This window comes from Variovorax sp. LARHSF232 (assembly GCF_052871435.1).
Map to the genome: position 1 here is coordinate 276592 of NZ_JBIXJS010000003.1, position 15139 is coordinate 291730.

Genomic DNA, 15139 nt, shown 5'->3' on the forward strand with positions numbered 1-15139 from the left:
CCGGCGCAGCCTTCAGGCGCTGCGGCGCGAATCCAGCCGGCGTTCCAATGCCGCCAGTGCAGCCGCTGCGGACGGGCGCTTTGCATCGGGCCCGGGCCCGGGCCCGGTTCCAGGTGCCGGCGCGAGCGGCGGCGACGGCTGCGCGGCGCTGACCCTTTCGGCCCACGCACAGGTCGCGTCCAACAGCTTGCCCTGTGCTGCGAGGGTGGTCGCGGTGTGGTCGACGTCCGGCCAATGCTCGTAGCGGATGCGCGAGAGAAATGGCGGATTGCCAAGGCCCCGGAGCAGGGCGCGGTCATGGTCGACCGCGATCACGGTCGCCGAATACGTCAGGTAGACATCGACGCCGCGCCCTACCAGCGCACTCATGTCGCGTGTGAAGGCGGCTGCCTTGTATTCGCCCGTGTCGGCCGAGAGGATGCCGGTTTGTTCGGTGGTGCGTGGCACGGAGCGGCCGGACATGCGGGCCAGCGCCTTGGCGCGCGCTTGTGCGTCGAGCGGCGCACGCAGCCAGCCCATCCAGTCGTTCCAGGCGCCGAAGCTGCGCCGGATGGAGGGGTTGAAGGCGAAGGCGGCCAGGCGCCTCAGCTTGCGTTCGACTCGCACGCCGCGCGTCAGGAAGATATAGCCGTCGAACATCATGAGGCCGATCACCCGCGGGTCGGCCAGTGCCAGGGCCATGCCGTTGGTGGCGCCGGAGCAGATGCCCAGCACGATGAAGCGCGTCAGGCCGGTGCAGGCCTGCAACTGGTCCAGCGCGGCCTTCATGTCGGCCAGTGCCTGCTGCCTGAAGTCGTTCTGCGCCGCCGAGGCCAGGCTGTCGCCCATGCCGGAGAGGTCGAAGCGCAGGCTGGGAATGCCGGCGGCCGCGAGCCGGCGCGCCGTCTTCACGTTGATGCGCCGGGGCCCGATGCGATGGTTCACGCCTACGTTGAGCAGCAGGCAGCCGATGCGCGGGCGCTCATCGCCCACCACGGTCGGCCGCGTCAGCACGCCGATCAGGCCCTGGTCCGGCCCAAAGCAGAGGGTGGATTCATCCATGTCCATGAAGCTCGCCCAACATGGTCTGCAGCGCCTCGGCCGGCACCATCTCGTTGCTTGCAAAGGGATTGGAAGTCCAGATCAGCGGATGCTTGAATGCCACAAGCGCGATCTGCGTGGCCGGGTTCAGCGCCTGCACCTCACGGGCCCAGCGCGCGGCGGGTGCATCGTGCGGATCGGCAAGCAGCTGCAATGCGAGGCTGCTGGGCAGCTTGCAAGGAGTGGCGGGGGAGAGCGCCAGCAGCTGTTCGCGCAGCCGCGGCGCGATGGCAAAGCCCAGGCTTTCGCCATCAAAGGCCAGCGGGTCGCGCGCCAGGGCGCGGCGCCAGGCGGGGTCGGGAATGTTGTGGCCCAGTTCCAGTTCTTCCAGCTGGGCGCGGCCCAGTTCTTCGAGGTAGCGGCGGCCGTCGAACACCGTGTCCCAAAGCACCAGCTTCTGCACGCCGCCAGCCGCCTGCGGCGCCGCCATCAGCGCCAGCCTGGCGCCCAGGCGGGCACCGAAGCAGCTCAGCAGGCGTGCGCCCGACAGGCGCATCAGCTCGCGTTCGGCTTCCAGGATGTCCTGGGTCCAGCCCTGGAGTTCGCCATCTTCGTCTTCGCCCGGTGAATCGCCGGTGCCGTGGTAGTCGAAGCGCAGCGCCGCCACGCCCTGGCGCGACAGCCGTTCGGCCAGCAGCCGGTAGAAGCGGTGCACGCGCATCGCCTCGTGGCCGAAGGGGTTGCACAGCAGCACGGCCTGGCGCGTGGCACGGCGTTCATCCGCTGGATGAAAGAGGCCGAACAATCGGCGCGAGGTGGGGCCGAAGCGGATGGGGGTCATGTCAGGTCGTTAACGCCGAGCGGGCAGTGGCTGCCGACAGGTGGTGCATGTCGTTTGTACTGGATTGCAGGCGGGCCAGCGCAGCCACGGCCAGGTGTCCGGGCAGCTCGAAAGAGAGCAGGGATGCGCGGTGCGTCGCGCCTGCAGCGCCGACCTTCCAGGCGATGCTGCGCGCATCCATGGCGAGCCCGGTGGCCAGGTGGGCGGGGCCGGAGAAGCCGCTGCCCAGCGCCTTCAGGCAGGCCTCCTTGCGCGTCCAGCCGATCAGGAAAGCCTGGCTGCGTGCCGGCTCGCACAGCTGGATGAGCGTTTCGCATTCCTCGGGCTCGAAGTTGGCGGCGGCCAGCTCCGGCGCGTCGGGCAGGGCGCGCAGCAGCTCGACATCCACACCGATGGCGCCGGTCGTTGCTTCGCGGTCTTCGTCGTCCAGCGCAATGAGGCCGATGCCCTCGCTGTGGCTCATGTTGAAGGCGGGCGCGGATGCGCCTCGCAGGAAGGGTTTGCCGTGCGGGCCGTAGTCGAATGCCAGCGCGGCGGGCGGCTGGCTGGTGCGGCGGGCCAGCAGCTGGCGCAGGGCGGCGCGGCCGGCCAGGAAGCGGTCGCGGTGCCTGGCAAAAGTGAAGCGCTTGGCGCGCGCCAGTTCGTCGGCTGACAGGCAATCGAACTCGTGCGGCGCGCCAGGCGTGTCCAGGTCTGCCAGCCACAGCTGACAGCCTTGCATCGGGGTGAGCTGGCGCAGGCGTTGCATCATGCTGCCCGCGACGCTGCGTCTACTTGCGGCCAAAAGCCGAAATCACACGGCCGAACAGGCCGCGCCGCGCCGGATCGGCTTGCTGCTGCACGGACGCGGCCTGCGCCATCAGCATGCCGACGCCCGAGGACAACTGCGCCAGGCTTTCGAACACGTAGCGGCGCGCCTCGACCCGAAAGCCCAGCATCTGCTCGGCCTGCTGCAGCGCGCGCATCGCCAGCAGCGAATCGCCGCCCAGGTCGAAGAAGTTGTCGGTCGGATGGATATCGTTGACGTCGATGCCCAGCACGCCGGCCCAGACCTGCGCGAGCTGCGCCTGCTCGGGCATCAGGAGTTGCTGGCTGCCGGACGGGCGCTGGGCTGCCAGGCGCGCCTGCTGCGTCTCCAGTGCCTTGCTGCCGTCGGCCTTCAAGCGTGCCAGCACCTGGGCTGCAGCGGAGCCGGCCGGGTCGGCCAGCTCGGCCACCGAGGCCTCTGGCGCCCTTGCCACCTTCTGCAAGAGCTCGAGGAAGCGGTCGCGGAAGGCCTCGCCGGTCTCGGGCAGGTAGATGTCGGCGTTGTAGATGATGGCGCCCTCCATGCCGTGCGGCTTGTCCATCAGCCACAGGCCCAGGTCGTCGGTGGCGCCGCGCTGGCGCAGGTGGATCTGCCGGTGCGTCAGGCCGGCGCCGAAGTCGCTGGGGCGCTCGCGCGCATCCTGGAAGGAGAAGAGCGCGTGATAGGGACCGGCGCCGGTGGTGCGCGCGCTCACCTCCGGCTCGGCCACCACGCGCTCGAAGGGAATCTGCTGGTGGCTGGTGACGGCCAGCAGTTCCTGCTTGACGTAGCGCGCATAGTCGACGAAGCGCTGACTGCGGTCGATCTGCAATTGCACCAGCAGGAGGTTGGTGAAGAAGCCCATCACCTTCTCCAGCTCCGGCGCCTCTCTGCCGCGCACCGGTACCGCGATGACCACCGAATCGGTGTCGATGGCGCGGCCCATCATCAGGCTGTAGACGGCCATCATCAGCATGTTGAGGGTGAGGTCGGCGTCACGTGCCAGGGCGCGCAGCTGCTCCGAGGTTTCGCGCTCGATGCGGATCCAGTGCGGCCGGCCTTCGCCGGTGGCGCCGATGCCGCGCGGCTTGTCGGTCTGCGCGGCCACCGGCACGGGCGCCGTGGCGAAGCGCTCCTTCCAGAAGTGCAGCTGGGCGGCGCATTCCTCCTGGCTCAGCCAGCCCTGGTACCACTGGGCGTAGTCGCCATAGCTCACGGGCAATGCCGGCAGTTGCGGCGATTCGCCGCGCACCAGCGCGCCGTAGATCGCCGCCAGTTCCATCTGCAGCAGGTCGAAGGACCAGCCGTCCCAGATCAGGTGATGCGGCACGAAGGCAAGGGCATGCTCCTCGTCGCTCACCTTGAACAGCGCCACGCGGAACAGCGGCGCCTGGTGGATGTCCATGGAGACGTCGGCGACGCGCTGCATCTCTTCCATCAGCCGGTCTTCGCGCTGCGCTTCCGGCACGCCGGACAGGTCGACCAGCGGCATCTCGTAATCCACCTGGTCGGCGATGGCCTGGATGCCCATGCCGTCCTCGTCGTTGGACATGCAGGTGCGCAGCGTCGGCTGGCGGTGCACCACCTGCGCAAAGGCGGCGCGGAACTTGTCGACCTGAAGCGGCCCGGTGAAGCGGTGGCCGGAGGGCGCGTTGTAGACCGGCCGGCCCGGATGCAGCTCTTCCATGAAGCGGATGCGTTCCTGCATCGGCGTCATCGGCGCGCTGCGGCGGCCGGCCTGGTGCACCAGCGGCTCGCGGCGCGGCGCGTCGGAAGCGCGCGCCGCAGCCAGCGCGCGCGCCAGCTTCTCGGGCGTGGGCGCCTCGAACAGGGTGCGGAAAGGCAGCTGAAGGTGCAACTCCCGGTTCAGGCGCGCCGTCAGCCGCGCGGCGAGCAGCGAGTGGCCGCCCAGCGCGAAAAAGTCATCGTCGACGCTGAGCCCGGGCAGGTTCAGCACCTCCTCCATCGCCGCGAGCGCAATGCGCTCGTCTTCGTCGCGCGGTGCGATGCGCTCGCCGCGGCTCTTGGCCGCCTGGCCGGCGTCCGGCGCCGGCAGCGACTGGCGGTCGAACTTGCCGCTGGCGAACAAGGGCAGCGCCGTCATCGGAACGAAGTGCTGCGGGATCATGTAGCTGGGCAGCATGCGGGCCAGGTGCTCGCGCAGCTCGGCCACGTCGGGCATGGGACCGCGCGGCACCACGTAGGCCACGATGCGCACGTCGCCCGGGTTGTCTTCGCGCGTGATCACCACCACCCGCTCCAGCGCGGGATGGGTCGCCAGGTTGGCCTCGATCTCGCCCAGCTCGATGCGGTAGCCGCGGATCTTGATCTGCTGGTCGGTGCGGCCCTTGCATTCCACCAGGCCATCGGCGCGCCAGCGGCCCAGGTCGCCGCTGCGATACCAGCGGCGCTGCGGGTCCTGGGCCGTGGGCGCGTCGAGGAAGCGCTCGGCGGTCAGTTCGGGGCGGTTCAGATAGCCCTGCGTCACGCCGGCGCCGGAGATGAAGATCTCGCCCATCACGCCGATCGGCAGCGGACGCTGCTTCGCATCGAGGATGTGCACCTGCGCATTGGCCACCGGCTTGCCGATGGGCACCAGCGGCGGCACCGGTTCCGAAAGCAGGTGGAAGTTGGAGAACACGGTGGTCTCGGTCGGGCCGTAGCCGTTCCAGAGCTGGCCCACGCGCGGCAGCAGCTCGCGCCCCAGCTCCGGCGGCAGCGGTTCGCCGCAGCACACGGCCAGCAGGTCGCTGCGTCCCTGCCAGCCGGTGGCCAGCAGCAGTCGCCAGGTGGAGGGCGTGGCGCCCATGCACGTGACCTCTTCGCGCTCGATCAGCTCGCGCAGCTTGTCGCCGTCCTTGGTGGTGGGACGGTCGGCGATGACGATGCGCGCGCCCAGGGTCAGCGGCAGGATGTCCTCGAACACCGAAAGGTCGAAGGACAGCGTGGTCACCGCCAGCATGACATGGTGCTGCTGCACGCCGGGCATCACCCGCAGGCCGGCCAGCAGGCTTTGCACCGTGTGGTGCGGCACCTTCACGCCCTTGGGCCGGCCGGTCGAGCCGGAGGTATAGATCACGTAGGCCACGTGGTCGGCGTTGCCTGCCGGGGGCGGGGCCTCGGCGCTGGGCGTGACCTGCGCGGCATCGACGGTGGCACGGCCGGTGGCTTGCCAGCGCGCGAGCGTGCTCTCGTCGCCCACGATGTGGCGCAGGCCGGCGTCCTCGGCCATGAAGGCGAGTCGCTCGAAGGGGAAGGTGGCATCCAGCGGCACGAAGCCGGCGCCCGACTTCAGGATGCCGTAGAGCGCCACGATCATGTGTTCGCTGCGGTCGCAGCAAAGGCCCACCAGGTCGCCGGCGCCGGCGCCCAGCGCGCGCAGCTGGGTGGCCACCGCGTTGGCGCGCTGCTGCAGCTCGCCATAGGACATGCGGCGGCCGCCGCAAGAAAGGGCAATGGCGTCGGGCCGGGCCTGGGCTTGCGCGTCGATGAGCGACTCGATGCGCGCCTTTGCATCGAAGTCGACGCGGGCGCTGTTGAAGGCGGCCAGCATGGCCTCTTCCTGCGCGGTCGGGGCGAAGGCGCTGGCGGCGCTGATCGCCGGATCGGCGGCGCAGCGGTCCAGCGCCGCGCAGTACAGATCGAGCCAGCGCCGGATCGTCTCTTGATCGAACAGGTCGCTGTTGTACTGGCACTCCAGCACCAGGCTGCCGTCGGCCTGGACGATGTTGAGGAAGATCTCGGCGTTCTCGAAGCGCCGCGGATTGGAATGCACCCGCACCTTCAGCTTTTCATCCGACATCTCCGGGGAAGCGATGCCGGCTTCGACGTTGAACATCACCGGCACCAGCGGCACCCGGCTCGGGTCGCGCGCGACCTGCAGGCGCGCCAGCAGGCTGCCGAAGGTCATCTTCGAATGCTCGAAGCCGTCCAGCAGGCCGGTGCTGGCATTGCGCACCAGGGCGCCGGCGTCTTCGTCCATGTCCACCGCCAGGCGGATCGGCAGCAGGTTCACGCAGTGGCCCACCAGGCCTTCCTGCCCCTCGGCCAGCTGGCCCGCGACCGGCACGCCGAGCGCCAGGTCGTTGTGGCCGCCCAGGCGGCCGATCAGGCCGGCGAACAGGCCCAGCAAGGTGGCGAACAGGGTGGCGCCCTGGCTGGCGCCGAAGCGGCGCACCCGGTCCAGGCAATCGGCGCCGAACACCACGTCTTCGCGGCGCGCGGCAAAGGTACGCAGCGGCGCGCGGGCACGGTCGGTGGGCAGGTCGATGGTGGGCACCGAGCGGTCGTATTTGGCGACCCAGTAGGCCTCGTCCTGCGCCTGTTCGCGCAACGCCTCCGGCTGCGAAAGGGCGAAGGCGTAGTCGGCAAAACCCGGCGCCGGCGGCAGGGCGGTCGCCTGGCCGTCGCGGTAGAGCTGCATCAGCTCGCTGGCGATGACGCCGAAGGACCAGCCATCGCAGACGATGTGGTGCGTCGTCAGGATCAGCTCATGGCTGTCGGGGCCCAGCGTCACCAGGGTGGCGCGGATCAGCACGTCGGTGCCCAGGTCGAAGTGCCGCGTGACGGCTTGCGCGCGCTGGGCCAGCAGGCCGGCGGCACGCGCATCGGCATCCAGCGCGGACAGGTCGACCGCCTGCAGCGGTAGCGCCACCTGGGCCGCGACGTAGAGCTCGGTGCCCTCGGGGCCGATGTTGGAGCGCAGCACCTCGTGCCGATCGACCAGCAGCTGCAGCGCACGCGCGAGCGCGGCCGTATCGAGCGTGCCCTCCATCGCCAGCGAGATCGACTCGTTGTAGGCCAGCGAGGCATCGGGCGACAGCCGGTCGGCCAGCCAGATCTCGCGCTGTGCCTCGGTGGTAGGCACGACGCGCAGGACCTCGGCGGCGCCGAAGGGGTCGTAGTCCACGGATTCGGATGCGCTCAGCGATGGCAGGGTCATGTCGTTCATGGGGTTGCTCTGCACGATGGACTTTTCAGCGCACCAGCATGTACTTGCCAGGCTGCTGCGGGTTCGGCACGAACCACGCCGCCTTGCCGTTGGCGTCGCGGCCCAGGCGGGCGCCCGGCACCGGCGGCTTGGAGCTGTCGAGCACCTCGGCGTCGTTGCGCGCCAGGCGCGGCAGGAACTCGGCCTCCTGCATCTCGGCCACCGATTCCTTGAAGGCCGACTTGATGAGGGCGATGTCCTGCTGCGTGTGCGCGGTGGTCATGAAGCAGGGGAAGTTGTCCAGGATGTGCACGCCGCGGCTGCGCATCATGGCGAACAGCAGGTCTTGCAGCGGGTGGTCTTCCAGCCAGGTCACGCGCCACAGCGACGAGAAGTAGCGGATCTCGATCGGCGCGCCCACCTCGCGGCAGAAGGCTGAGAGCTCATCGGCCATCGCCGCCGTGTGCAGGTTCAACGTGGTCTGCAGTGCCTCGCCGGCGTTCTTGAGATGCGTGAGCGAGGCCTTGCAGGCGGCCAGCGCCAGCGGATGGCGCACGAAGGTGCCGGCGAAGTAGGTGACGCCCACCGTGGGCACCGAGTCGTCGCCGTACTGCCAGGCGCCGCCGTCCAGCGCATCCATGTACTCGCGCTTGCCGGCGATCACGCCCACCGGAAAGCCGCCGCCGATCACCTTGCCGTAGCAGGCCAGGTCGGCGCGGATGCCGAAGACGGCCTGGGCGCCCCGCAGGTGCGAACGAAAGCCCGTGATCACCTCGTCGAAGATCAGGCAGCTGCCGGCGTTTTCGGTGATGGCGCGCACCTCGCGCAGAAACTCGCGCGGCTGGAAATCGGGCCGGCGGCTTTGCACCGACTCGACCAGCACGGCCGCCAGGTCGTCGGCGTTGGCGCGGATGAACTCCAGCGCCTCGGGCGTGCCGTAGTCCAGCACCCGCACGTCGCCGAACATGCCGTTCATGATGCCGGGCGCCGCCGGCATGCCCTTGGCGTTGCGGCCGGCGCGCACCAGCACTTCGTCGAAGGTTCCATGGTAGGAGCCGGTGAACAGCACCACCGTGTTGCGGCCGGTCACAGTGCGGGCAATGCGGACAGCCGCCATCACCGATTCGGAACCGGTGTTGCACAGGGCGGCGCGGTCGAAGCCGGTCATCTCGCAGATCAGCTGCGTCACCTCGGCCGCCAGCGGATGCTGCGGGCCGATCTCGTAGCCCAGCTCGAGCTGCTCGCGCACCGCCTCCTGCACGAAGTCGGGCTGCCAGCCGAACAGGTTCATGCCGAAGCCGTTGAGCACGTCCACGTACTCGTTGCCGTCAAGGTCCCAGACGCGCGAGCCCTTGGAGCGCTCCACCACGATCTGGTAGACGATCTCCTTGGTGGCGGGCCGGAAGCCGTTCACCACGCGCGGGTCGGCCATGTGCGGGCGATTGGCGGCGGTGAACGCCTTGCTCTTGCGCGTGCGTTCCACGTAGCGGCGCTGGAAGGCTGCGAGGCGCGCCTTCTGCCGCTCCGTCATCTCCTTGCTCTGGGTATGGATGCGGGCGATGGCGCCGAAGGCCTTCTTCACGTCGTACTTCATCGGGCCTTGGGCATCGGTGGGCTCGATGGCGGCTGGCGCGGCTGGCGTGGCCTGCGCGGCGACAGGCGCTGCGGCCGGCGAGGCGCTGACGGCTTGCACTTGCACCGGCGCGGCTGTTGCTGCTGCCGCACCGGACAGCAAGGCGAGTTGCTGCTGCATCAGCTGCATCTGCTGCGCGATGACCTGCTGCACCAGCGAGCCTTCGCCCGCCGGCATGGCGATGGCGGCGGGCAAGGCCGGCGCGGCCATCACGGGGATCGCCTGTGCCTGCGCGGCCGGCACGGCAACGGGCGCGGGCTGCGCCACCGCTGCAACCGGTGCCGCCACGGCCGGCTCGGGCGGCAGCGTGGCATCGAGGAAGCTGCCGAGCGCATCGAAGCTGCGGTAGTTCTCCATCAGCTGGCGGAAGGTGAGATTGACCTTGAAGCTCTTCTTCACCTGCAGCGCGGCCTGCGTGAGGGTGAGCGAATCCAGCCCCATCTCGACAAAGGGCGTGGCGCCTTCGGCATCCGCCAGGTCGAGGCCCGAGATGTCCTCGAACAGCGTGCGCAGGCGTTGTGCGAGGGCGGGGCGTCGGTCGGCATTGGTGGCTGGGGGGGCGGCAGTCATGGTCGGCTCCGGGATGGCAGGGGTCGGCGGGGTGATCGCTGTGACGGGTGCAGGCGCGGCGGTGGTGGCGATGTCCACCCACAGGCGCTTGCGTTCGAAGGGATAGGTGGGCAGGCACAGGCGCCGCTTGTGGCTGCGCGCATCCAGCGCGGCCAGGTCGATCTCGGCGCCCAGCGTCCACAGGCGCCCGGCCGCCAGCCGCCAGGCGCGCGCTTCCTCTTCGGGCTTGTCGGCCAGCACCGAGATGGCGTTGGCCGGCTGCGCCTTCGTGCCGTGCTGGCGCACCAGTAGGCCCAAGGTGTTGCGCGGGCCGAGCTCGATGAAGAGCGGGTCGGTGATGTTCGCCATCAGCGCGCGCACGGCGGGCGAGAAGCGGACCGTTTCGCGCAGGTGGCGTGCCCAGTAGTGCGGGTCGGTCGCTTCCTGCACGCTCAGCAGGCGGCCGGTCAGGGTGGAGTAGATGGGGCGCTGCGGCGGACTCAGTTCGATCTGGTGCACCAGGGCCTCGAAGGGCGGCACCGCCGCTTCCATCATCGCTGAGTGGAAGGCATGCGAGGTCTGCAGCAGCCTGGCCACCACGCCATCGGCTTCCAGCGCGCCGCGCAGGCGCTCGATTTCTTCGTGCGGCCCCGCCGCCACGCACGCGCCGGGGCCGTTGTCGGCCGCCAGCGAGAGCGTGGGGGGCAAGCGTGACAGCAACTGCTCCGCGGAAAGGCGAACCGACAGCATGGCGCCGGCCGGTTGTGCCTGCATCAACTCGCCGCGTCGCGCCACCAGGCGCGCGGCATCCCGAAGGCGCATCACGCCGGCCAACACGGCGGCGGCGAACTCGCCCACGCTGTGGCCGACCAGTGCCACCGGCTGCACGCCCAGCGACAGCATCTGCGTCGCAAGAACGTACTCCAGCGTGAAGGTCGCCGGTTGGGTGACGGAGGTTGGCGCCAGCGCCGCGGGGTCGGGCGAGAACATGCGCTCGCGCAGATCGAAGGACAGAAGTCCCTCGAAGCTTTGCAAGCATTCATCGAACGCCGCGCGAGGTGCGCGGCCGCTGGCATAAAGGGCCTGTCCCATGCCGGCGTACTGCGCGCCCTGGCCGGGGAACATGAAGACGGGTTGCGGCACGCGCGCGCCGGTGGCACCGCTGGCGCGCGCGGGTGAGTCGGCGCTGCGCAGGGCCTGCGCGGCCTGCGCCGGGCTTTCGGCCACCACGCAGGCGCGCTGTGCAAACTGCGTGCGGCCGACGCGCAGGGTGTGGGCCACGTCGGCCAGCGAGATGTCCGGATGCGCATCCAGATGGTCCGCCAGCCGGCTGCAGGCCGCCGCCAGCGCGCTCGGCGTGCGGGCCGACAGCTGCAGCAGTTGCGGGCCTTCACCTGGCTCGGAAGCTGCAGGCTCGGGCGCCTCTTGCACGATCACATGCGCATTGGTGCCGCCGACGCCGAAGGCGCTGACGCCGGCCAGGCGCGGCGTGCCGGCGCGCGGCCAGTCGATCAGCTTGTCGTTGACCCGGAACGGCGTGGCCTCGAAGTCGATCGCCGGATTCGGCGCCTCGAAATGCAGCGAGGCCGGCAACTTCCCGGTGTGAAGCGCGAGCGCGGTCTTGATCAGACCGGCCGCGCCCGCCGCCGTCACCATGTGGCCGACGTTGCTCTTGAGCGAACCGATGGCGCAGAAACCCCGTTCCTGCGTGTGCGGGGCAAAGGCGCGGCGAAGCCCTTCGACCTCGACCGGGTCGCCCATAGGCGTGGCCGTGCCGTGCGTCTCCACGTAGCTGATGTCGCGGGCGTTGACGCCGGCGGCCGCCAGGGCGGCGCCGATCACCTGGGCCTGGCCGGCGACGCTGGGTGCGGTGAAGCTGGCCTTGCTGGCGCCGTCGTTGTTGGCCGCGACGCCGCGCAGCACGGCATAGATGGTGTCGCCATCGGCCTGGGCGTCGCAGAGGCGTTTGAGCAGCACGACGGCCGCGCCGTCCGAGAAAACCGTGCCCTGCGCGCCCGCATCGAAGGTGCGGGTGCGGCCATCGGGCGAGAGCATCGAGCCTTCCTGGTACAGGTAGCCGCTGCGCGGCGGGCAGGTGACGGAGGCGCCGCCTGCCAGGGCCATGTCGCACTGGCCGGCGCGAAGTGCGTTGAAAGCCTGCGTCACCGCCACCAGCGAAGTCGAACAGGCGGTATGGACGCTGATTGCCGGCCCGGAAAGGCCCAGCCGGTGCGCCACGCGGGTGGTGATGTAGTCCTTCTCGTTGGCCAGCATCACCTGGAACTCGCCCAGCGCTTCCACCAGGTCGGGCCGCGTGCTCAGATGGCGCTGAAAGTAGCTGGCGTTGTACATGCCGCCCCAGACGCCGATGACCGCTGGGTTGCCCTGCGGCGCATGCCCGGCGCGCTCCAGGCATTCCCAGCAGATTTCCAGGAACAGCCGATGCTGCGGGTCCGTCAGCGCCGCTTCCTTGGGCGAGATGCCGAACAGGGCGGCATCGAAATCTTCCACGCCGTCGACGACCCCGCGAGCGCGCACATAGGCCGGGTCCGCGCGCAGCGCGGCAGGCACGCCCGGGTCCAGCTCGGCTTCGCTGAAGTGGCTGATGGTGTCGCGCCCCGCCAGCAAGTTGTCCCAGAACTGCTCGACGTCGCCGGCACCCGGAAAGCGGCCGGCCATGCCGATGATCGCGATGGGTTCCTGCGCGGCGGCGCCGATAGTCGCGATCGGCGCCTGCGCACGCTCCGCCGACGGCTCCTGCGGGTGCAGCTGTGCGGCCAGAGCGGCAGGCGTGGGCTGGTCGAACAGCAGTTGCGGCTGCAGCTTGTGGCTGGCCAGCGGCTGCAGCGCGCTCAAGAGGCGAAGCACGCGCAGCGAATCGCCGCCCAGGTCGAAGAAGTTGTCGTTGCGCCCGACCCCGTCGATCTCGAGCACACGCTCGAAGGCCGCGCACACGGCGGACTCCTGCGCACCGCGCGGGGCCTCGAAAGATTGCGTCAACTCCGGACGCGTGCGCGGCGGCACCGGCAGCGCGGCCCGGTCCAGCTTGCCATTGCGCGTACGCGGCAGCGCCTCCAGCCAGACGCAGGCGCTGGGCAGCATGGGCTCGGGCAATTGCGTGGCCAGGTGGGCGCGCAGCTCGCCCCAGACCAGGGGCGCCTCCCGTGCCACCAGATAGGCGACCAGCCGGGGCTGGCCCTGGGCATCGGGCCGCGCCACCACCGCGGCGGCGCGCAGGCCGCGATGGCTCAGCAGCCGGGCCTCGATCTCGCCGCATTCGACGCGGTGGCCGCGGATCTTGATCTGGCCGTCGATGCGGCCCAGGTAGTCGATGCTGCCGTCCTCCAGCCAGCGCGCCATGTCGCCGCTGCGGTACAGGCGGTCACCGGGCGCGCCATGCGGATCGGCCACGAAGCGCTCGGCATCGAGTTCGGGGCGGCGCACATAGCCGCGTGCCAGGCCGGCGCCGCCGATGCAAAGCTCTCCGACAAAACCGGTGGGCAGCGGCGCCAGCGCCGGCCCGAGCACGCGCAAGGTGGTGTCGTTGATGGGCCTGCCGATCGGGACCGAGCGCGCGTCAGCCGGCCATTCGCGCGGCAGGCGCAGGCTGGCGGCGAAGGTCGTGCATTCGGTCGGGCCGTAGCCGTTGATGATCTGGGTCTGGGGCAGCGCCTGCTGCGCGCGCTGCACATGGGGGAGCGACAGCGCCTCGCCGCCCGTGAGCAGCTGCCTGAGGCCTCGCAGCTGCGCCGGGTCCTCGTCGACCACCGCGTTGAACAGCGCCGCGGTGAGCCATGCGGTGGTAACGCCATGCGCGCCAATGCTGCGCGAAAGGCCCGCGCCGGTCGGCAGCGGCTCGTCGTGCACCGCGCACACGCCGCCATTGAGCAAGGGCCCCCAGATCTCGAAGGTGGAGGCATCGAAGCCCAGCGGCGCCGCGTGCAGCACCACCTCGCCCACCGGCAGCTCGACATAGTTGGGCGCGCTCACCAGCCGCAGGATGGCGCGATGGCTGATCTCGATGCCCTTGGGCTCGCCGGTGGAGCCGGAGGTGTACATGACATAGGCCGGCGCCTGCCCGTCGACGGCGGGCCAGTCGGGTAGGGCGCTGGTCTCTTCCTGCGCGTGCTCGAAGCGGGCCAGCGGCAGCTGCCGGATGCCATCGGGCAAAGAAGGGGCGGCGTCGCGCAGCATGACCCGATGAATCCCGGCGTCCCTCAGCATGAAGGCGATGCGCTCGGCCGGGAAGTCCGCTTGCAGCGGCACGTAGGCGGCACCCGCCTGCAGGCTGCCCAGCAGCGCGGCCACCGCCAGCGGCGAGCGCTCCATCAGCAGCCCGACCGGCTCGCCGGGCTGCACGCCCTGCTCGATCAGGTGACTGGCGATGGCCTGGGCGCGCGCCTGCAGTTGCGCGTAGCTCCAGCGCGTGCTGCCATGCACCAGCGCGACGGCATCCGGGCGCAGGCGCACCTGCTGGGCGAAGGCCGCGTGCACCGTGGGGAAGGGCGCAGCGGCTGCATGCGGGGGATTCCACTGGCGCCATTGCCGGTCGCGATCCTGCGCCGTCAGCGTCGGCACCTCGGCGAGCGGCGCCTCGGGCTGTTGCCACAAGGCGAGCGCCGCGGCCGCCAGCGTCTCGAGCCATCGCCGGGCGCCTTCCGGGGCGCAGTGCTGCCCGGCACCGGCCAGGCGCAGCAGGCCGTCGGACGTCATGCCCAACTGCGGAATGCCGCGGGCCGCGGCAGCCGTGCCCCAGAGCAGTTCCGGTTCGGAGCCGGAGAGGGTCGGCGCAGTGGCGCTTCGGCGGGCCCGATCCACCCGATCGACCCAATCGCCGGCGCGCATCGTGCCTTCAGGGCGGACCCAGGTCTCGGTCCAGCGCTCTTGCCCATCGGCCGGCGCATGGAGGGCTGCCGCTGGCCGGCCCAGCCAGCGCGACTGCAGCCAGGCCCAGGCGGCCGCGGCGTGCGCATCGGGCAGCAGTCCGCGCGACAGGGCGTGCGCGGTCATCTGCGCCGCCATTTCCAGCGGATGCTCGACGACTTCCGGGCCAGAGGAGGGCGGCGAGAACAGTTCCCACAGGCCGTGGTCGTAGGCGGGCGCCGCGCAAGCGCTTGCTGCGCCAGACGAATCAGCGGGGTCGCCTCCAGGCGCGGGCTCGAAAGCCGTATGTTCCATTGCGATGCACCCCCTAGTGGCTGCTGTGCGCTCGCCCACAACAGCCGCAACATGATGTTTCGGTCGCCACGTCGGGAGTCGAGAACCTTCTCCGCGCAGACACCTCCATGCTGCTCTTCGGCAAGGCGCCCTGCCATTTGTCAAACGCGATGCCAAAAGGCATACGAAAGACATAGTTGACAGCAACAGACCGAATCATTT

At 70.3% G+C, this 15139-nt stretch carries 5 protein-coding genes; all 5 read right to left on the reverse strand.

Annotated elements, in window-relative coordinates; translation table 11 throughout:
• Window positions 1–12 precede the first annotated feature (12 nt).
• From ACIPRI_RS10160 to ACIPRI_RS10180, 5 genes are read right to left on the reverse strand one after another with little or no spacing between them, the layout of a single operon-like run.
• Window positions 13–1041, reverse strand: a complete 1029-nt coding sequence (locus ACIPRI_RS10160; RefSeq protein WP_446621311.1) for an alpha/beta fold hydrolase — start codon at window positions 1039–1041, stop codon at window positions 13–15.
• The gene (locus ACIPRI_RS10165) at window positions 1034–1861 is read right to left on the reverse strand and encodes a serine aminopeptidase domain-containing protein (RefSeq protein WP_446621312.1); all 828 of its coding nucleotides are present in this window, start codon (window positions 1859–1861) and stop codon (window positions 1034–1036) included. Before ACIPRI_RS10165 ends, ACIPRI_RS10160 begins: the two co-directional genes overlap by 8 nt.
• Before the next feature lies 1 nt (window position 1862).
• A complete protein-coding gene (locus ACIPRI_RS10170) occupies window positions 1863–2612 on the reverse strand; it encodes a 4'-phosphopantetheinyl transferase family protein (protein WP_446621313.1) in 750 nt (249 codons plus the stop codon).
• Between the two features lie 19 nt (window positions 2613–2631).
• Entirely contained in the window at window positions 2632–7599 is a 4968-nt protein-coding gene (locus ACIPRI_RS10175; RefSeq protein ID WP_446621314.1) for an amino acid adenylation domain-containing protein, read from the reverse strand.
• A 25-nt stretch (window positions 7600–7624) separates the two neighbouring features.
• The gene (locus ACIPRI_RS10180; protein ID WP_446621315.1) at window positions 7625–14938 is read right to left on the reverse strand and encodes an amino acid adenylation domain-containing protein; all 7314 of its coding nucleotides are present in this window, start codon (window positions 14936–14938) and stop codon (window positions 7625–7627) included.
• Window positions 14939–15139 lie beyond the last annotated feature (201 nt).